Annotated in this window: 19 protein-coding genes; 16 read left to right on the forward strand and 3 right to left on the reverse strand. The window is 71.9% G+C overall.

Annotated elements, in window-relative coordinates; all coding sequences use genetic code 11:
- Nucleotides 1-10 precede the first annotated feature (10 nt).
- The 8 genes from GN153_RS07125 (at nt 11) to GN153_RS07160 (ending at nt 8,436) form a co-directional block, all read left to right on the forward strand.
- On the forward strand, nt 11-472 hold the full coding sequence (locus GN153_RS07125) for a DUF7283 family protein (protein WP_159901194.1): 462 nt from the start codon (nt 11-13) through the stop codon (nt 470-472).
- The gene (locus GN153_RS07130) at nt 453-857 is read left to right on the forward strand and encodes a DUF7285 family protein (RefSeq protein WP_159901195.1); all 405 of its coding nucleotides are present in this window, start codon (nt 453-455) and stop codon (nt 855-857) included. The genes GN153_RS07125 and GN153_RS07130 overlap by 20 nt, the downstream gene beginning before the upstream one ends.
- A complete protein-coding gene (locus tag GN153_RS07135) occupies nt 854-1,651 on the forward strand; it encodes a DUF7284 family protein (RefSeq protein ID WP_159901196.1) in 798 nt (265 codons plus the stop codon). Before GN153_RS07130 ends, GN153_RS07135 begins: the two co-directional genes overlap by 4 nt.
- Complete coding sequence (locus GN153_RS07140) at nt 1,648-4,707, forward strand: DUF7286 family protein (protein ID WP_159901198.1); 3,060 nt, start codon at nt 1,648-1,650, stop codon at nt 4,705-4,707. The genes GN153_RS07135 and GN153_RS07140 overlap by 4 nt, the downstream gene beginning before the upstream one ends.
- Nucleotides 4,708-4,740: 33 nt before the next feature.
- Nucleotides 4,741-5,169, forward strand: coding sequence for a DUF5791 family protein (locus tag GN153_RS07145; RefSeq protein WP_159901200.1), 429 nt, complete (start codon nt 4,741-4,743; stop codon nt 5,167-5,169).
- On the forward strand, nt 5,166-6,050 hold the full coding sequence (locus GN153_RS07150; protein WP_159901202.1) for an NAD-dependent epimerase/dehydratase family protein: 885 nt from the start codon (nt 5,166-5,168) through the stop codon (nt 6,048-6,050). Before GN153_RS07145 ends, GN153_RS07150 begins: the two co-directional genes overlap by 4 nt.
- Nucleotides 6,051-6,125: 75 nt before the next feature.
- A complete protein-coding gene (locus tag GN153_RS07155; RefSeq protein WP_394350907.1) occupies nt 6,126-7,304 on the forward strand; it encodes a DHH family phosphoesterase in 1,179 nt (392 codons plus the stop codon).
- Between the two features lie 46 nt (nt 7,305-7,350).
- The gene (locus tag GN153_RS07160) at nt 7,351-8,436 is read left to right on the forward strand and encodes an aldo/keto reductase (RefSeq protein WP_159901204.1); all 1,086 of its coding nucleotides are present in this window, start codon (nt 7,351-7,353) and stop codon (nt 8,434-8,436) included.
- Here the strand turns inward: GN153_RS07160 and GN153_RS17465 are convergent, their stop codons facing one another.
- On the reverse strand, nt 8,437-8,607 hold the full coding sequence (locus GN153_RS17465) for an HVO_0758 family zinc finger protein (RefSeq protein WP_201287820.1): 171 nt from the start codon (nt 8,605-8,607) through the stop codon (nt 8,437-8,439).
- A gap of 108 nt (nt 8,608-8,715) precedes the next feature.
- On the opposite strand from GN153_RS17465, the gene GN153_RS07165 reads away from it, so the two are divergent.
- Genes GN153_RS07165 through GN153_RS07175 form a run of 3 tightly spaced genes read left to right on the forward strand, consistent with a single transcriptional unit; the run spans nt 8,716 to nt 10,981 of the window.
- On the forward strand, nt 8,716-9,813 hold the full coding sequence (locus GN153_RS07165; protein WP_159901206.1) for a glycosyl transferase family 2: 1,098 nt from the start codon (nt 8,716-8,718) through the stop codon (nt 9,811-9,813).
- 39 nt (nt 9,814-9,852) lie between these two features.
- Complete coding sequence (locus GN153_RS07170; protein WP_159901208.1) at nt 9,853-10,356, forward strand: DUF7109 family protein; 504 nt, start codon at nt 9,853-9,855, stop codon at nt 10,354-10,356.
- Nucleotides 10,357-10,381: 25 nt separating this feature from the next.
- The gene (locus GN153_RS07175; RefSeq protein WP_159901210.1) at nt 10,382-10,981 is read left to right on the forward strand and encodes an NUDIX hydrolase; all 600 of its coding nucleotides are present in this window, start codon (nt 10,382-10,384) and stop codon (nt 10,979-10,981) included.
- An 80-nt stretch (nt 10,982-11,061) separates the two neighbouring features.
- Here GN153_RS07175 and GN153_RS07180 read toward each other — a convergent pair whose 3' ends face one another.
- On the reverse strand, nt 11,062-11,544 hold the full coding sequence (locus tag GN153_RS07180; protein WP_159901212.1) for an Hsp20/alpha crystallin family protein: 483 nt from the start codon (nt 11,542-11,544) through the stop codon (nt 11,062-11,064).
- Nucleotides 11,541-11,699, reverse strand: coding sequence for a DUF7559 family protein (locus GN153_RS17915; RefSeq protein ID WP_449329031.1), 159 nt, complete (start codon nt 11,697-11,699; stop codon nt 11,541-11,543). Before GN153_RS17915 ends, GN153_RS07180 begins: the two co-directional genes overlap by 4 nt.
- Nucleotides 11,700-11,800: 101 nt before the next feature.
- Here GN153_RS17915 and GN153_RS07185 point away from each other — a divergent pair, with 101 nt between their 5' ends.
- From GN153_RS07185 to GN153_RS07205, 5 genes are all read left to right on the forward strand, one after another.
- The gene (locus GN153_RS07185; protein ID WP_159901214.1) at nt 11,801-13,519 is read left to right on the forward strand and encodes a radical SAM protein; all 1,719 of its coding nucleotides are present in this window, start codon (nt 11,801-11,803) and stop codon (nt 13,517-13,519) included.
- 94 nt (nt 13,520-13,613) lie between these two features.
- Nucleotides 13,614-15,422, forward strand: a complete 1,809-nt coding sequence (locus tag GN153_RS07190) for a flippase-like domain-containing protein (protein ID WP_159901216.1) — start codon at nt 13,614-13,616, stop codon at nt 15,420-15,422.
- A 168-nt stretch (nt 15,423-15,590) separates the two neighbouring features.
- Nucleotides 15,591-16,541 (forward strand): transcription initiation factor IIB, encoded by a 951-nt coding sequence (locus GN153_RS07195; protein ID WP_159901218.1) that lies wholly within the window; start codon nt 15,591-15,593, stop codon nt 16,539-16,541.
- Between the two features lie 91 nt (nt 16,542-16,632).
- Nucleotides 16,633-17,346 carry a type I 3-dehydroquinate dehydratase gene (locus GN153_RS07200; RefSeq protein WP_159901220.1) on the forward strand — a complete coding sequence of 238 codons (714 nt, stop codon included), beginning with the start codon at nt 16,633-16,635 and terminating at the stop codon, nt 17,344-17,346.
- A 28-nt stretch (nt 17,347-17,374) separates the two neighbouring features.
- Nucleotides 17,375-17,800, forward strand: a complete 426-nt coding sequence (locus tag GN153_RS07205) for a zinc ribbon domain-containing protein (protein ID WP_159901222.1) — start codon at nt 17,375-17,377, stop codon at nt 17,798-17,800.
- Nucleotide 17,801 lies beyond the last annotated feature (1 nt).

Consider the following 17,801-nt stretch of genomic DNA (forward strand, 5'->3'; position numbering starts at 1 on the left):
CACACCCCCCATGCTCGACACGGCAGCCGATACCTGGTACACGTGGCTCGGCCTCGCCGCCGCGAGCCTGGCGGTCGGGGGTGTCGTCGCCGGGCTACCGACGGCGGTGCCGCCGGACGCGGAAGCTGTCGCCGCGACCGTCGACGGCGTCGCGGCCAGCCCGTACGACGAACACGAGCGGGTCGCGGTGTCGGCGGACGCGATGCGACTCGACAGTCGCGGCCTGACACTCCGGTCCGGCGGCGGGAAGGCACACGCGGCGTTCGCGCGCCGTGCCACGCCGGTCGGGGACGGGCCCCTCGCCGAGGTCCTTCGCGGGGCACCGCCCGAGAGCGTCTACCGGACGCGGGAGTCGTTCTCCGACGCACTCCGGGAGGCCCGTGCCCGGGAGTCGGAGTGGCGGCCGGCGCCGGAGGGGTTGACGGTCAGACGCGTCGCCTGGGGGGAGGTCGATGCGACGCTCGTCGGGTAGAGCCGGGACGGAGCCCCTGGCTGCGCTCGTCGCCGTCGCAGTCGTCTGCTCGGCCCTGAGTCTGTACGCCGGCCTGTTGCCCGGTTCCCCGTCGACGGACGGGCGGGCGGCGGCGGCCGAACGCCTCCTCGACCGCGTCTACGGACGGACCGCCGAGATCGGGGTGGTGCACCCCAGTCGGCTCGACCGCGCCCTCCAGTGGCAAGGCCGGTGGCAGGGCAAGTGGCGGACGAACGTCAGCGTCGAGAGCGGGACGGCGACCTGGCAACGCGGGCCGACCCCGCCCGCGGACGCCGGGAGCGTCGCGACCGTCTCGCGTCGTGTGAGCGTGCGAGGACCGCTCGGCCGGGTCCGTCCGGGCCGGCTCAGGGTGGTGGTGTGGTGACCCGCGCGGTCAGTACCGTCGTCGACACCCTCCTGTTCCTGCTTCTGGTGTCGGCGGCGGTGTTCGTCGTGACCGGACCCACGACCGAACCGGTCGACGTCCCCGCGGACGACACCGCCGAGGTGCTGGCGACGAGCACCGCGACCGTCGAGTACGAGGTCGGCGGGAAGGGGGAGACGATCCGCCGGCGCGCCCGCGGAACCTACGCCGGGCTGCTCGGCCGGGCCGCGGTCGCGAACGCGACGTTTTCCGGACGACAGGTAGCTCCCGACGGCCCCGCGTTCGCCGCGGAGGTCCGCGGGAAAACTGCGGCGGTGCTCGGAGCGAACACGCAGGTGTCGGCGCGGTGGACGCCCTACCCCGGCGCGCCGGTGGCCGGGCAGGTCACCGTGGGGCCCGACCCGCCGCCGCGGGCTGACGTCCGCGTCGCCCGGCTCCGGGTACCGGTGGCCGTCCCCTCCGTCGACCCGGAGCGGACGTACGGCAGTGTCGCCAGCGGGGTATCCCGGGCCGTTGCCCGTGGGATGCTCCCCGGGAGTACGGCGGGTCTCCCCCTCGGCAACGGCCCACACCGGCGCGCCGTGGCCCACCGCTTCGACGTGCTGACCCGAGGTAGTGTCGCACGCACGCCCGCCGAACCGGGAGACGTGACGGCGGCCCGGGACGTCGCCGCGAGGGCGCTCGCCCCGGCGTTCGCTGCTGACCTCAGAGGTCGGTTCGACTCGCCCCGTGACGCGGCCACGGCCGTGGAAACGGGAACCGCGACGGTCGTCGTCAGGCGGTGGAAGGGATGAACGACCGCGCCAGGGTCCCGTTCGCACTGCTCGGCGTCCTGCTGCTGGTCGGGAGCGCCACGTACGCCGCGTCGCTGTCGAGCCCGGTACCGGCCGAGCCCCGAGTCGCCGAGACCATGGAGGAGTTCGGCGCCGAGACACGGACGGCAGTGAGAGAGGGGGCCCGGGACGCCGCGATGGAGGCGGCTGCCGATCCGGTGACCCGCCGGGCGGACACGCGGGCCGGCGGGGCGCTCGGGCGCGAGGCCACATTCCGGGATGCGCTCCGGCTCCGTATCTACACTCGCGTTCGGCAGGGGCTCGGCGACCTCGGGCGTCGGGACGGAACGCTCCGGCTCGCGGCCTCGCTTCCCGTTCCGGAGACCCGCGCGGAGCTACGCCGGGCGGTCAAGCGGGTCACCGTCGAGCGGGCCGGCCCCGACGGGGCCGAACTTCGCGTCACCGTCGAGAACGTGAGTCTGACCGTCCGACGGAACGGACAGACCGTGGCCCACAGGGAAGTCAACCCGACCGTCCGGGTGGCCGTCCCGACGCTCGCAGTCCACGACCGCGTCGCCCTGTTCGAGCGGCGGCTCGGTGCCGGCCCGACCGGCCCAGGTCTCGGCCGCCGGCTGACTGCCAGCCTCTACCCGCTGGCCTGGACGCGCGGCTACGCCCAGTACGCGGGCACACCGGTCGAGAACGTCATCGCCAACAGACACGTCGCGCTGGCGACAAACGGTGCGGTGCTGGACATCCAGCGGTCGGTGTTCGGGACCAGCGACCCGGTCGGCAGACGCGCGCTGCGGGAGGCGACGGCCAGGACCGCGATATCGGACGCGCTGAAGGGGTCGGGCCACGCCGGACTGAAGACGCTCGAGCGCGCCCGCGGCTACGTCGTCGACCCGTCACCGCTCCCGGACCAGAAACGGCTCGGCGACCGGGCACGGGAGCAGGGGCCTTCGCCGGAGGAGAACGTCACCGTGGGGGTGAACGAGACGGCCGACCGGGCGTTTCTCTCCGCGTTCGGCTCCGAGGCGGAGGTCCCGCTCGACGAGCGGCTCGAGCGCCACTACGAGGTGGACGTCCGGCGTCGAGTCCGCGCGACGGTGGTCTCGGACCGCCGAACCGGACCCGCCGTCCACCCGAAGGACAACTGGACGCGGGTCGGCTCCGAGCGCGAGGCGAGGACGAGCGTTCGGGAGCGAACGACCGAGCCGCCAGAGCCAGACGGCGACTGGCACGTCCTCGCGCACCACCCGCGGCGCGTCGTCAGACGGGTCACCGAGCGACACGTCTGGTCGACCCCGGCGGGGAGGCGCACCACCGAGCGCCGTCGGGTCGTCCGGGTCGACATCACGGTGTTCCTGACGGGGAACCACGCCGTCGACAGCGCGCCCCCCGGGAACGTCACCCCGGTCCACGCTCGCGGCGGGCCGCTGAACGGACCGAACCTGGCGGGCGTTCGGGACACCGCACGCGAGCGGCTCCTGGCGGACGAGGGCGGCGCGGACGGGATCGCACGGAGGGTCGCAGCCGGCGACCCCCGACACCTCGAGCGCCGGGCAGCGGCGCTGGAGACGGAGACGACCGTCGCCGGCGAGCAGCCCCCGGACCTCGACGCGTGGGTGTACGGTGACCTCGCGGACCTGCGCCGCCGGGTGGCGAACGTGTCCGTGACGACGAGCCAGGGGAGGGTCGCGACGTTCGGGGTGAACCCGCCGGCGAAACTCCGGGAGCGGCTCCGGACGCGGCGGGCGGAACTGCTCGACCGCCCGGACACGTACGACGGCGTCGCGGACCGGGCACGGGTCGCGGCGCGCGCGGCGTACCTCGAGCGAGTCTCTCGGCTGCTCGAGGCCCGCGCACAGCGCCGGGCCGACAGGGCCACCACCGTCTCGGAGGAACTCGCCGCGGAGAGCGAGGGGAGCCTGCACGCGTCCTACCGCGACCGGACGCGGCGCTCGCCCCCCGGCGGGCTGTCGCTGCCGATGGTCGTCGACGCCCGCCCCTCCTATCTGACGACCGCAGCCGTCGACGGCGAGATACTTCCGAGCCTCGGGGAGGGACACTCCGGCCACCCGCTCGCAGTCCGGAACACGAACGTCGCGTCGGTTCCGTACGCGGACGCCGTCGGGGCGGTCATGGAGGCGTTCAGCAGCCCCGGCCGTGTCTCGCTGAGTCGGGCCGCACAGGCGCTGCGGGTGTCGGGCGCCAGCCTGGTCGCCACCGGCCGGTCGAACGAGACACACCGGGAGCTGTCCGGACAGGTCGCCGACTCGGTGGAACACCTCCGGGGAGAGCTGGCCTTCACCCTGAAACAGGAGGGGCTCGGGCCCGAGTCCGTGCGGCGCTCGCTGGTCGCAAACGCCACCGCCGGGTGGGAGCGTCCCGACGAGGCCGCCCGCGCGTTCGTCAACGGCTCGGCGGCTGCTGCAGTCCACCGGGCGGCGGTCCGCGAGTGGCCGTCGCTCACCGGCCGCGAGCGCGACGTGCTCCGGCTCCGGCTCGACGCTGCAGTCAGGAACGGGCTGGAAACGCCCCGTGCCGGAGTCGGGAAGCCAGCGGTACGCGAGGTCGCCGACACGGTCAGGACGGTCGCCGAGGGGGAACTGCGACGGAAGGCAGACGACCTCTCGAAAGAGGTGAGCGAGCGGGTCGCCGACCGGCTGGAGGACGAGGTACTCTCGACCGGGACGGGCAGACGGCTCGGCGGGGAGTTCCTCGCGAAGCTCCCGACGGGCGTCCCGCTGGCGCCGGCTCCCGGGCTCTGGTACGCGACGGCCAACTTCTGGGACGTCGACGTCCGCGGGGTCTACGCGCAGTTCGTCGTCCGGGTTCCCCGGGGCGCACCCGACACGCCGGGCGGGTTCAGATACGTCCGGGACGGCGACGAGGTACGTCTCGACGTCGATGCCGACGGCGAGCGGGAGGTACTCGGGCGAGCGAGTCGGATACGCTTCGCCACCGGGACCGACATCGCCGTCGCGGTACCGGCCGGCCCGCGCGGGGTCGCAGACGTCGACGGCCAGCGGACCGAGGCGTCGGCCGGCTGGCCGCGCCCGGGCTGGAGGTGACAGCCACTTGTACCCGGACGGCCTATTCCGGGTATGCTCAGAGGGGAGTTCCCGTCGGCGGGCGAACAGTCACCGGAGACGCTCCGGGCAGCGTACGACGACCACCTGGCGACGGTCATCGGCGCGGTCGGCGTCGAAACCGTCGCGGAGCGGGCCGGGCTCGACCCGGAGCTACTCCGGGCGCTGGTCGACGGCGAGCACCCGGAACTGACGCTGTCGGAGGCGGCGGCGGTGCTGGCGACCGACCCTGACCGGCCGGACGCCGACACCATCGCCGCGGAGGCCCGGGACATCCTCCTGATGGGGATGACGACCGCGGTGCTGGACGTGGAGGCACTCGCCTCGGCGGTCGACGACGAACTCGAGCCCAAGGAGATCCAGCAGAAAGTCGAGGGGCGGTTCCCCGTCACGCTCGACGAGTACGCGCTGCTTCACAGCGCTATCGAGAGCCGGAAACGATGACGCGAGTCGCGGTGCTTGGCTGTGGCTACGTCGGGCTCGAACTCTGTCGGCAGCTCGACACCGACGTGGTCGGGGTCCGCCGGTCGGACGCGGGCATCCGGGCTATCGAAGAGACCGGCGCGACCGCCGTGCGGGCCGACGTCACCGACGCCGACGCGCTCGAGGCGGTCCCGGACGCCGACGTCGTCGTCTTCGCGGCGAGTTCGGGTGGTCGCGGCGCCGAGGCGGCCCGGGAGGTGTACGTCGAGGGTCAGCGGACGACACTCGAACACTTCGCCGGGCGCGCGGACCCGCCAGAGCGGTACGTCTACACCTCGAGCACCGGCGTCTACGGCGACCACGGCGGCGGCTGGGTGGACGAGGAGACCACGCTGTCACCGGTGACCGAGAAGACCGAGGTGCTCGCCGAGGCCGAGACGGTCGCACTCGAGGGGGCGGCCGACCGCGGCGTCGACGGGACCGTCGCCCGCTTCGGCGGCCTCTACGGGCCCGACCGCTACCGGCTGGAGCGGTACGTCGAGGGGCCGGTGACCGAAGGGTACCTGAACATGGTCCACCGTGACGACGCGGCGGGCGCCGTCCGGTTCCTCATCGAGGCGGACGCTGCCCGCGGGGAGGTCGTGGTCGTGGTCGACGACGAGCCAGTCGAGAAGTGGGCCTTCGCGGACTGGCTGGCCGGGCAGTGTGGCGCGCCCGCCCCGCCGAAGCGGACCGTCGAGGAGCGCCTGGAGGAGGGTGTCTCGGAGGCCGTCCGGCGCCGGCTCACCACGAGCAAGCGATGCTCGAACGACAAGCTCCGCGGGCTGGGGTACGACTTCCGGTATCCGACCTATCGGGAGGGGTACCGGGCGGCTATCTCGGCCTGGAGCGGGGCGGAGTAGGGCGCTCGCGGCAAAACCGACCGACTCGGTCGGGAAGGGGAATTTTCTTTTGACCCCGTGCTATCTGTAGTGCCAATGGGTGTGATGGTCGCCGTTCCGGACGTGTGGGGCGCGTTCGACGCCGCCTCGGCGCTGGCGGCCGACCGGCCGCTGGTCGTCGCCGGAGTGGCGGTAGTACTCGTGGTTCTCCTGGCGGTCGGTGCGGTCGCGCTCCGGCGGTATCTCCGGCCGACCGGCGAGCGCTTCGCGGACCTCGTCGGCGGGTTCGAGGAAGTGACGGTGCTGATGCACCCCAACCCCGACCCGGACGCGATGTCGTGTGCGCTGGCGGTCAAACACCTTGCCGAGTCGGGAGACACCGAGGCGACGCTGCAGTATCCCGGCCAGATCCGCCACCAGGAGAACCGCGCCTTCGAGACGGTGCTGGACGCCAGCTTCGAGCGCATCGACAGCGCCAGCGACCTCGACGACGGGGAGGTAGTACTGGTCGACCACAACGAGCCCCGCGGGTTCTCCGGCGCCGAGCGCGTCGACCCGGTCGCGGTCGTCGACCACCACCCCGGCGGCGGCGAGGGGCGGGAGTTCACCGACGTCCGGACCGACAACGGCTCCTGTGCGAGTATCTTCGCCGAGTACTTCCGGGAGACGGACTGGGAGCCCGCGGACCCCGAAGAGAACGGCGAAGCCGAGGAGGGGGAACTGTCCCCGGCCGTCGCGACCGGACTCCTCTACGGGATCCAGTCCGACACCAACCAGCTCACGAAGGGGTGCTCGCCGGCGGAGTTCGACGCCGCGCGATACCTCTACCCGGGGGTCGACGAGGACCACCTGGACCGGATCGCGAACCCCGAGGTCGACGCCGAAGTGCTCGAGGTCAAGGCGACGGCGATCACCGAACGGGAGGTACGCAACGCCTTCGCCGTCAGCGACGTCGGGACCGTCTCGAACGTGGACGCGATCCCCCAGGCCGCCGACGAACTCCTCCGGCTGGAGGGGGTCACGGCCGTTGTCGTCCTCGGCGACAAGGACGGCCAGATCCACCTCTCCGGGCGCTCGCGCGACGACCGCGTCCACATGGGCAAGGCCCTGAGCGCGGTCGTCGAGGACGTCCCCATGGGCGGGGCCGGCGGCCACGCCCGGATGGGCGGCGGCCAGCTCTCCATCGAGCACATGAACGGGCTCGGTCCCGGCGACGGGCTGACCCGCGAACAGTTCCACGAGCGGCTGTTCGAGGCGATGAGCGGCGAGCTGTAGCGCGCCGGAGCGGCAGGTGGAAGTGGCCGGAGCACCCACCGTCGGTATGGCGACCGCAGACGCGACCTGGGACTACCGGGACCGCCACGACGGCTTCGCGCGCACCTACTTCCGGGCCTTCGGGGATTGTGTGGTCTCGTCGGTCGGCGTGGGAACCTACCTCGGCGAGCCGACCGACGCCGCCGACGAGGCCTACCGCGAGGCGGTCGTCGAAGCCCTCGAGTCCGGCGTCAACGTCGTCGACACGGCGGTCAACTACCGGTGCCAGCGCAGCGAGCGGGCGGTCGGCGCGGCCATCGAGACAGCCGACATCGACCGCGAGGCCGTCCTGGTCGCAACGAAGGGCGGCTTTCTTCCCTTCGACGGGTCCCGGCCCGACGACCCGGGGCGGTACGTCCGCGAGGAGTACGTCGACCCCGGCCTGGTGGACCCGGCGGACCTCGTGGGGGGGCGGCACTGTCTCTCCCCCACCTTCGTCGACGACCAGGTGGACCGCTCGCTCTCGAATCTCGGCCTCGACACCCTCGACCTGTACTACGTCCACAACCCCGAAACCCAGCTCCAGGAACACTCCCGGGAGGAGGTCTACGACAAGCTCGAGGCCGCCTTCGAGGTCCTCGAGCGGCGGGTTCAGGCCGGCGACATCCGCCACTACGGCGTCGCGACCTGGGAGGCGTTCCGGGTCGAACGAGGGTCCGAGACGTATCTCTCCCTCCCGGAGGTCGTCGAGCGTGCGCGGGCCGCCGCGGAGACCGTCGGGTCGACCGCCACGAGCCTGCGCGCGATACAGCTCCCCTTCAATATCTACATGGCCGACGCCTTCACCGTCGTCGCCCACGACACCCCCGACGGCGCGAAGAGCGCGCTCTGGTTCGCCAGCGACGCCGGCCTGGACGTCTTCACGAGCGCCTCGCTCATGCAGGGGCGGCTCGCCAGCGAGATGCCCGAGAGCGTGGCGGCGAAACTCGAGGGCGAGACCCGCGCACAGCAGGCGATCAACTTCGCACGCAGCGCGCCCGGCGTGACGAGCGCGCTCGTGGGCACGGGCTCGCCGGAGCACGTCGCGGAGAACGTCGGCGCCGGCACGTACGAGCCGCTGGGTGCCGGTGCCTTCGACGCCGTCTTCGAGTGATCAGGGCATCTCGCGCCACTCGGTGCCACAGCCCGGGCAGACCCGCCGCTTCCCGACGTCCTCGGGCATGGCCTCGGTGGCCAGCTCCTCGCCGCAGTCGGCGCAGGTCAGCCGCTCGTAGGTGTCCTTCTCGATGTCCCCGGAACGGAGCCCTCGCCTGACAGATTCCATACCTGTCGGTAGCCCGCCCGCGACCAAAAAGCCAGCGCGCCCGCGAGCGTCGGAGAGACGAGGCATCGAACCGCGGGTTTTTGGACGCTGAGACCCGACAACGGCGCAATGGAGTACGTCCAGGAGGCAGTCACGACGCTCCACGACTTCGGGGACGCGTACCCCCCGGCCCCGACCGAGCGGGCGGCGGTCGTCGTCCCGATGACCGAGCGCGACCACGCCGCCCTCGCGGCCGAGCGGGTCCTCCGGACGCTCGAGGAACTGGACCTCGGGCGGGTAATCGTCCCCCTGCGTGCCGGCCCCGACGAGGTGGGTGACGTGGTCGCGTGGGTCGAGAGCTTCGACGTGCCCGCGGAGGTGGTGTGGTGTACGGCGCCGGCCGTGGAGTCGGCGCTCGCCGAGGCAGACCTCGCGGGTGCGGCAGGCAAGGGCCGGGACGTCTGGCTGGGGGTCGGCGCAGCCCTCGCCGGGGACGCCGAGTACGTCGTCGTCCACGACGCCGACGCGACGACCTACAGCCGGGCACACGTCCCCCGGCTGTTACACCCCGTGGCGAACGGCTTCGCCTTCGCGAAGGGGTACTACGCCCGCGTCGAGAACGACCGCATCTACGGCCGGCTCTGCCGGCTGTTCTACGAGCCGCTGGTCCGGGCGCTCGCCGAGGCCCACGACGACCCGGTCGTCGAGTACCTCGGCGCCTTCCGGTACGCGCTCGCCGGGGAGTTCGCCGCCACCGCCGAGGTCGCCGAGCAGTTGCGCGCCCAGCGCGGGTGGGGACTCGAGGTCGGGACGCTCGGCGAGGCCTTCGCCGTCGCGGGTCCCGAGGGAACCGCGCAGGTCGACCTGGGCGTCCACGAGCACGACCACCGCTCGGTCGGCGGGCCAGACGGGCTCGGTGACATGTGCACCGAGGTCGGGGCCGCGCTCTTCCGTGCCCTCGCGGACAACGGCGTCGGGCCCGATTACGAGTCGCTCCGGGAGCGCTACCGCGAGCACGCCTACCGGCTGGTCGACCAGTACGCCGCCGACGCCGGCTTCAACGGGCTGGACTACGACCCGGCCGCCGAGCGCGAGCAGGTCGACACCTACGTCGCGGGGGTCCGGGCACCGCCCGCGGACGACCGGCTCCCAGCCTGGGAGGACGCGCCGCTCGACCCGGCGGTCGTGCGCGAGCAGTCGGCGGCGGCCATCGCGGAGGAGGGCTGACGCGGAAACGCTGAAGGCGTCCGCGCCCGCGGGTCCGGTATGGACCCCGGCCCCGACGACATGGCGGGCGTGGTCGACCTGTTCGGCGCGCTCGCGCGGGCGGAACTCCGGCAGGCGCTCTCGGAACTCGCCTTCCGGCAGGGCGAGCAACGCGAGCCAGCGGCCTTCGAGGACAGCGTCGAGGGGGCCGTCGACTCCTATCACCTGGTGGCGGTCCCGGCCGACGCCCTCGGGGAGAGTGTCGAGCGCGAGGGAGGAGCCGACCTGCTCGTCGCCGGCCCGGTCGCGTTCCCGAGGCTGCCGGAGGGCGGCGAGGACCTACCCCACATCATGGATGTCCCCGACCGGGAAGTCGACCGCGAGGCGGCCGCGGCGGCCGCCGAAGAGCAGTTCCGGGCCGACGCCGCGGCGGCCGTCGGCGCCGGCGACACCGAGCGCGTCGGGACGCTGCTCGACGTCAGCTACGAGCTGGAGGCGTGGGGCCCGGTCGACCTCGCGGACGTCCGCCGGCGGCTCGACGCCGCGAGGGATGGGACGAATTAAGAGCGTGGACCACGTCGTGGCGGGTATGGACCTGGAGGGGGTGCGCCGACACGAGCCGTCGACGGTGACCGGTCAGGAGCGGGAGGCGGCGGTCGTCGTCCCCGTCATCGACCGGCCGGACGGCCCGGCACTCCTCTTCACCAAGCGCGCCGACCACCTCTCGGACCACCCCGGACAGATGAGTTTCCCCGGAGGTGGCCGCGAGCCCGAGGACGCAGACCTCAAGGCGACCGCCTGCCGCGAGGCAGAGGAGGAGGTCGGGATGCGCCGCGAGGAACTGGACTTCGTCGGCCGGCTGGACGACATCGAGACCGTCACCCGCTACTCCGTGCGCCCGTTCGTCGCCCGCGCCCCGGACCGGGAGTACGTCCCCGGCGACCAGGAGGTCGCCGAGGTGGCGGTCCTCTCGCTGGCGGACCTGACCGACCTCGACAACTACGAGAGCGAGCGCCGGGACCACCCCTACTACGGCGACATCCGCCTGCACTTCTTCTACGTGGACGGCTACACCGTCTGGGGAGCGACCGCCCGCATCTTCGTCCAGTTCCTCGAACTCACGACGGACTGGGAGATGCCCCCCGAGCCGGACCGCCGCGTCGAGCGGGACGCCGACTACCCCACCTGAGGCCGGTCGCGCCGCTGCGTGAGGCTGACGTCGGCCGGGTCGTGGTCTGCCCGCCCCGCGGGCTCGCCGCGCTCCGTGAGTTACTCCCCGTCGGTAGCGGCATCGTCGCCGTCGTCCTGGGTACTCGTGTCCCCCGCGTCGGCCTCGTCGACCTCCTCCTCGACAGTGACCCGCGTGTCCTCGCCGGTCTCTCCGTCCACCTTTGGGACGCGGACCTGGAGCGTGCCGTTGTCCGACAGCGTCGCCGTGGCGCCGCCGGGGTCGACGGACGCCTCCGGGAGTTCGACGTGCCCGTCGAGCGCGAGCCCGCGGCCGGGGAAACGCATCTCGAAGCCCTCGTGGAAGTCCCGGAAGCGGTCGACCCGGACCTGGATCTCGCCGTCCTCGAACCGGACCTGGACGTCGCTGGCCGTCGCGCCGGGAGCGTCGAAGACCGCGAGGTAGGCGTCGTCGCTCTCGAGCAGGTCGACGGGGAGCGGGCGGGTCTCCTGTGCGCGCCCGACCGCCCGGCCGACCGTCTCGACGACCGTGTTCCCGATGGACTCGCCGAGTTCGCGTATCATAGCTCGATGGCTTCCAGCGACTCCGTCCCCTGGCAGTACGGGCAGACGAAGTCGGCCACGCCAACGTCGTCGGGCATATCGTAGGTGTAGTGGAGCTCGAACATATCCATCTCGCAGTCAGCGTCGTTGCACACGACTTCGAGGGTGGCAGGCATACCCGCTCGTAGGGGCGGGGCACGTATCAAAGTCGCGGCTCCGGCGGTGTGTCGGACGCCGAGCAGACACGCTCTTTTGCGTCGAGGCGATAGGGGCGGCAATGACCGACCCAGCCGACATCGACGCCACCATCGTGGACGGCTACGTCGACGAGCCGGCCCACTTCGGTGTCCCTCCATACATCTCCACCTACCCGCGGTACGTCGCGGGGGCGCTCGTCGACGCCGGCCTCGACCGCGAGCAGGTCACCTACCACACCATCGACGAACTCCGCGACCACCCCCGCCGGTGGCGCGACGTCGAGGAGGCGGATCTTTTGGTCTACGTCGGCGGCATGACCGTCCCCGGGAAGTACGTCGGCGGGACGCCCGCCGAGCCCGACGAGGTCCGCAAGCTGGCCTGGACGGCCGACGGCGTCAGCGTGATGGGCGGGCCGGTCCGCTTCGGCGTCGGCGAGCAAAACGAGGGGGCGACCGAGACCGAACGCGACGACCTGGACTTCGACTTCCTCGCGATGGCCGACGTCGAGGCCGCCGTGTTCGACCTCGTCGAGAGCGGCCTGGGGGGGTTCAACGACCGGTATCGCGAGGTCGAGGAGGTCACCCGGTGGGCGCAAAAGGGCGCGTACGTCATCGAGGACCACCCCAACCATCCCGACTACCTGATCTGCGAACTCGAGACCTCGCGGGGGTGTCCCTACCGGTGTTCGTTCTGCACGGAGCCGCTGTACGGCGACCCGGACTTCCGGCCGCCGGAAAGCGTCGTCGGCGAGGTCGACGCCCTCAGCGAGCGAGGGGCGCGCCACTTCCGGCTCGGCCGGCAGGCAGACATCCTCGCCTACGGCGGCGACGGCGAGGCCCCCAATCCCGACGCGCTCCGCGAGCTGTACGGCGGGATCCGCGAGGTCGCGCCCGACCTGGAGACGCTGCATCTGGACAACATGAACCCCATCACGGTCGTGAAGTGGCCGGAGAAGGCCCGCGAGGGGATCCGGGTCATCGCCGAGCACAACACGCCCGGCGACACCGCAGCGTTCGGGCTGGAGTCGGCGGACCCCGTGGTGCAGGAGCAAAACCAGCTGAACGTCACCGCCGAGGAGTGCTTCGAGGCCGTCCGGGTCGTCAACGAGGTGGCCGGGTGGCGTCCGGGCGGGGACCGGGAAAACGCGCCGACCTTCGGCGACAGTGCGACCCGCCGGCTGCCGAAGCTGCTCCCGGGGATCAACCTCGTCCACGGGCTTCAGGGCGAGCGCCAAGAGACCTTCGAGCACAACAAGCAGTTCCTCGAGCGGGTCTACGACGCCGGCCTGCTGCTCCGGCGGGTGAACATCCGGCAGGTGATGGCCTTCGAGGGGACGGAGATGGCCGACACCGGCGCGGAGATCGCCCGCGACCACAAAAAGCAGTTCAAGCGGTACAAGCGGGAGGTTCGCGAGGAGATCGACAACCCGATGCTCCAGCGGGTCGCCCCGCCCGGAACGGTCCTCCCGGACGTCCACCTGGAGTACCACCAGGACGGGACGACCTTCGGCCGACAGCTGGGGACGTACCCCCTCCTCGTGGGGATCCCCGGCGAGCGCGAACTCGGGCGGACGGTCGACGTGGCGGTCACCGACCACGGCTACCGCTCGGTGTCGGGCATTCCCTACCCGCTGGACGTCAACGCGGCGTCGATGGACGAGCTCGCGGCGATCCCGGGCGTGGGCCGCCAGACCGCGGGCAACATCGTGGTCGACCGACCCTACACCTCGGTGAGCGAGGTCGGCGTCGAATCCATCGACGCCTTCGCGACCGCCGGGTCGCCGGAAAGCGCCGACTGAGTACGAGGGCGCCGGTGCGCGCGACGCGGTTCGCCCTCGACCGCGGTGTCGGCAAGCAGAAGGTACTTGCCCGTTCTCGCGGAACCCAGGACCAATGAGCGACGTCGAGGTGAGCGTCGTCCTCCCGGCCTACAACGAGGAGGAGACCATCGAGGGGACCGTCGGAGTGACCCTCGAGGCGCTCGCCTCCTTCCTGCCTCCCGAAAGCTACGAGGTCATCGTCGCCGAGGACGGCTGCGAGGACCGCACCCCAGAGATCGCCGACCGACTCGCCCGCGAGCACGAGGCCGTGCGACACGTCCACAGCGACGAGCGGCTGGGCCGGGGCGGCGCGCTCGAACACGCCTTCCGGGAGAGCCGGGGGGAGACCCTGGTCTACTTCGACACCGACCTCGCGACGGACATGGCCCACCTCGAAGAGCTGGTCGAGAGCGTCCGCTCGGGGGAGTACGACCTCGCGACGGGGTCGCGGTGGCTGCCCGACAGCGAGGCCGACCGGCCGGCGAAACGGGGCGTCCCGAGCCTGGGGTACAACAGGCTCGTCAGGCTGGTCCTCCGCTCGGAGGTCCGGGACCACCAGTGCGGGTTCAAGGCCTTCGACCGCGAGGCGCTGTTCGACCTCCTGGCGGACGTCGAGGACGAGCACTGGTTCTGGGACACCGAAGTACTGGTCCGGGCCCAGCGGGCGGGCTACCGGGTGAAGGAGTTCCCCGTCGCGTGGGACCCCCAGACCGACTCGAAGGTGAACATCGTCCGGGACGTCCTCGGGATGGGAAGCCAGGTCGTCCGGACCTGGTGGCAGCTCAGCGTCAGCCCGCGGGTCACCCGCCGGGTGAGTCTTGCCGCCGGGACGCTGCTCGTCCTGTTGGCGCTCGCGCTGATGACGCTGTATCTCGACCCCTCCGCCGTTCTGGCACGGCTCGGCAGCGCCGACCCCGCGCTGGTCGCGGCCAGCGCGCTGGTCTACCTGCTCTCGTGGCCGCTCCGGGGGATCCGGTACCGGGACATCCTGGCGGCCATCGGCTACCGCGAGCGGTGGACGTTCCTGACCGGCGCGGTCTTCATCAGCCAGACCGGTAACCTCGTCTTCCCGGCCCGGGCGGGGGACGGCGTCCGCGCATACGTCGTCAAGGCGCGCCGCGGCATTCCCTACCCCTCCGGGTTCGCCTCGCTGGCGGTCGAGCGCGTGTTCGACCTGCTGACGATCGCCGTCCTCGCGGGGACAGTGGTCGGAGGGCTCGTCGTGACCGGTGAGGCGGGCACGCTGGCGACGGCACTGGTGGGGGGAGTGGGTGGTGACACCGCAGCAGCCGGCCGGACCGCCCTCGTCGTCGCCGCGGCCGTCGGGGTCGCCGCGGTGCTTGCCACCCTGCTGATCGTCGCCAGCGCCCGCTCGGAGCGCAACTACGCCCGGCGGCTGGTCACCCGCGTCAGCTCCGACGCCTACGCCGACTACGTGGCCGGCGTGCTCGAGCAGTTCGCCGGCGACGTCCAGACCGTCGCCCGGGACCGCGGCGCCTTCGCCCGCGTGAGCGCGACCAGCCTGCTGGTCTGGTCGCTGGACGTCGCAGTCGCGGTCGTCGTGATGTTCGCTTTCGACGTCGCGCTCGCGCCCGGCGTACTCGTGGCGGTCACCTTCCTCGCGGTCAGCGTCGGCAATCTCGCGAAGGTCCTGCCGCTCTCGCCGGGCGGCGTCGGTCTCTACGAGGGGGCTTTCACCCTGCTGGTGGCCGCGCTGACGCCGGTGGGGGCGGTCACGGCCCTGTCGGTGGCGGTGGTCGACCACGCTGTCAAGAACGTGGTCACCATCGCCGGCGGACTGGTCTCGATGGCGCTTCTGAACGTCTCGCTGACGACGGCCGTCGAGGAGAGCCGCGACGTCGAGGCCAGCCCGCAGGACTGAGCTATTTGAACCGATTAATCATGTCCGAAGATGTACGGGAAGCGCCCGTGAACGACTCGCTTACGTCGCGGTAACGTAATCTTTAAGTATATTTCGGTTGAATCCAGCTTTACCGAAACAGGTCCGGGAGACAGGGGCCCGAGAGCCCCGCCCGGCGGATTCGATACGATGACTCAACGGACACAGACCCAGGAGACCGAAGAGGAAACGGCGGACCAGGATCTGGCCTGCCCGGAGTGTGGCGGGAACGTCGTCGCCGACGAGGAGCGCGGCGAGACGGTGTGTACCGAGTGTGGCCTGGTCGTCGAGGAGGGCGAGATCGACCGCGGGCCCGAGTGGCGCGCCTTCGACTCCCAGGAGAAAGACGAGAAGTCCCGCGTCGGCGCCCCGACCACCAACATGATGCACGACAAAGGGCTGTCGACCAACATCGACTGGCGCGACAAGGACGCCTACGGCAACTCGCTGGACGCCAAACAGCGCCAGAAGATGCAGCGGCTCCGGAAGTGGAACGAGCGGTTCCGCACGCGGGACTCGAAAGAACGGAACCTCAAGCAGGCACTCGGCGAGATCGACCGGATGGCCTCCGCGCTCGGCCTCCCCGAGAACGTCCGCGAGACCGCCTCGGTCATCTACCGCCGCGCGCTCGACGAAAACCTCCTGCCCGGTCGCTCCATCGAGGGCGTCTCCACGGCGTCGGTCTACGCGGCCGCCCGCCAGGCCGGCGTCCCGCGCTCGCTCGACGAGATCACCGACGTCTCCCGCGTCGAGAAGTCGGAGATCGCCCGCACCTACCGCTACGTCGTTCGCGAACTCGGCCTCGAGGTCAAGCCCGCGGACCCGGAGAGCTACGTGCCCCGGTTCGCCTCGGATCTCGACCTCTCGGAGGAGTCCGAGCGCCGCGCCCGCCAGCTGCTCCAGAACGCCAAAGAACAGGGCGTCCACTCCGGCAAGTCACCGGTCGGGCTCGCGGCTGCCGCGGTGTATGCCGCCTCGCTTCTCACCAACGAGAAGACCACGCAGGCCGCCGTCAGCGACGTCGCGGACATCTCCGAGGTCACCATTCGCAACCGCTACCACGAGCTACTCGAGGCCGAGCAGGACCTGCCCGCAGCCTGAGTCGCCGCCGCGACCCCGTCCCCCGCGCCATCGCGCCCTCCGCGTCGCTGTGGACCCGGATGCTTTTGTCGACGCCCGTCGACCGGCAGGTATGGACTTCGGGGACTTCCGGCTCGCCGCCTCGACCGCGGACCTCGCCGACGAGCCGGCAGCCCGCGAGCACGCCGACGTCGTCGAGTTCCGGCTGGACCTGGCGGCGGAGCCGATGGCACAGCTGCGCGCCTACGACGGCGACCTCCCGCTGCTGGTCACCAACCGCGCCGCGTGGGAGGGCGGCGAGGCCGCCGACACCACCCGGCGACTGGACCGGCTGGCGACCGCCGTCGAGCATCCCCGCGTCGAGGCGGTCGACCTCGAACTCGCGGCGCTGGCAGACGCGGTCGACGACGCGAAGGCCGCTCACTCCGCGACCCGCGTCCGCGAGGCAGCACGCGAGCACGGGGTGGCGGTCCTCGCCTCCGTCCACGACTTCGAGGGGACGCCCGACCGGAAGCGGATGGCGGAGTTGCTCGCGCGGGCCGGGCGGGAGGGTGACGTCGCAAAGCTCGCGGTGACCGCCGCGTCGCCGGACGACGTACTGGACCTGCTGGCGGTCACCCGGGCAGCGAGCCGCGAGGGGCGGCAGGTGGCGACGATGGCGATGGGCGAGGCGGGTCGGCACTCGCGGGCGGTCGCGCCGCTGTACGGCTCGCGGGTCGGCTACGCGCCCGTCGACCCCGCGGAGGCGACCGCGCCGGGGCAGTACGACCTCGCGACGCTGGCGGGGCTGGTCGAGCAACTGGGCGTCGAGCGGGCGGAAGATTAAACAGGCGGTGACCACGGAGCCTCCAGTAGTGGAAACAGACTCGGCGGACCCGGCCGACTCGCCGGACTCGACGGGCAAGCGGCCGTGGTTAGCCGCGCTGCTCTCGGTGCTCTATCCCGGCCTCGGTCACGTCTACCTCCGGCTGTGGGGGCGTGCCCTGCTGTGGTTTCTCTCGATCGTCACCGCGACCGCGCTGCTCGTCCCGCCGGAGGTCTACCCCTCGACGCTGTCGGTGAGCGCGGCGATGGAGGCCGCGCGGGCGCTGCCGCTGACGGTCAGCCTCACCATCCTGTTGATGACGCTTTTGAACGTCCTCGATGCGTACATGATGGCAAAACAGGGCAAAACGAGCGGCGCTGAGGGGCCGGAGGGGGAGGCGACCTGTCCGAACTGCGGCAAGGAGGTCGACGAGGAACTCGACTTCTGTCAGTGGTGTACGACCGAACTCGAGTAGC

Source organism: Salinirussus salinus, assembly GCF_009831455.1.
Lineage (GTDB): Archaea > Halobacteriota > Halobacteria > Halobacteriales > Haloarculaceae > Salinirussus > Salinirussus salinus.

Bases quoted from the DNA above. Each gene is read 5' to 3' on its own strand.
- GN153_RS07140 (WP_159901198.1), top strand. From the start codon at position 1,648: ATGAACGACCGCGCCAGGGTCCCGTTCGCACTGCTCGGCGTCCTGCTG.
- GN153_RS07170 (WP_159901208.1), top strand. From the start codon at position 9,853: ATGGACCCCGGCCCCGACGACATGGCGGGCGTGGTCGACCTGTTCGGC.
- GN153_RS07200 (WP_159901220.1), top strand. From the start codon at position 16,633: ATGGACTTCGGGGACTTCCGGCTCGCCGCCTCGACCGCGGACCTCGCC.
- GN153_RS07145 (WP_159901200.1), top strand. From the start codon at position 4,741: ATGCTCAGAGGGGAGTTCCCGTCGGCGGGCGAACAGTCACCGGAGACG.
- GN153_RS07180 (WP_159901212.1), bottom strand. From the start codon at position 11,544: ATGATACGCGAACTCGGCGAGTCCATCGGGAACACGGTCGTCGAGACG.
- GN153_RS07185 (WP_159901214.1), top strand. From the start codon at position 11,801: ATGACCGACCCAGCCGACATCGACGCCACCATCGTGGACGGCTACGTC.
- GN153_RS07175 (WP_159901210.1), top strand. From the start codon at position 10,382: ATGGACCTGGAGGGGGTGCGCCGACACGAGCCGTCGACGGTGACCGGT.
- GN153_RS17465 (WP_201287820.1), bottom strand. From the start codon at position 8,607: ATGGAATCTGTCAGGCGAGGGCTCCGTTCCGGGGACATCGAGAAGGAC.
- GN153_RS07130 (WP_159901195.1), top strand. From the start codon at position 453: ATGCGACGCTCGTCGGGTAGAGCCGGGACGGAGCCCCTGGCTGCGCTC.
- GN153_RS07155 (WP_394350907.1), top strand. From the start codon at position 6,126: ATGGGTGTGATGGTCGCCGTTCCGGACGTGTGGGGCGCGTTCGACGCC.
- GN153_RS07125 (WP_159901194.1), top strand. From the start codon at position 11: ATGCTCGACACGGCAGCCGATACCTGGTACACGTGGCTCGGCCTCGCC.
- GN153_RS07150 (WP_159901202.1), top strand. From the start codon at position 5,166: ATGACGCGAGTCGCGGTGCTTGGCTGTGGCTACGTCGGGCTCGAACTC.
- GN153_RS07160 (WP_159901204.1), top strand. From the start codon at position 7,351: ATGGCGACCGCAGACGCGACCTGGGACTACCGGGACCGCCACGACGGC.
- GN153_RS07195 (WP_159901218.1), top strand. From the start codon at position 15,591: ATGACTCAACGGACACAGACCCAGGAGACCGAAGAGGAAACGGCGGAC.
- GN153_RS07190 (WP_159901216.1), top strand. From the start codon at position 13,614: ATGAGCGACGTCGAGGTGAGCGTCGTCCTCCCGGCCTACAACGAGGAG.
- GN153_RS17915 (WP_449329031.1), bottom strand. From the start codon at position 11,699: ATGCCTGCCACCCTCGAAGTCGTGTGCAACGACGCTGACTGCGAGATG.
- GN153_RS07165 (WP_159901206.1), top strand. From the start codon at position 8,716: ATGGAGTACGTCCAGGAGGCAGTCACGACGCTCCACGACTTCGGGGAC.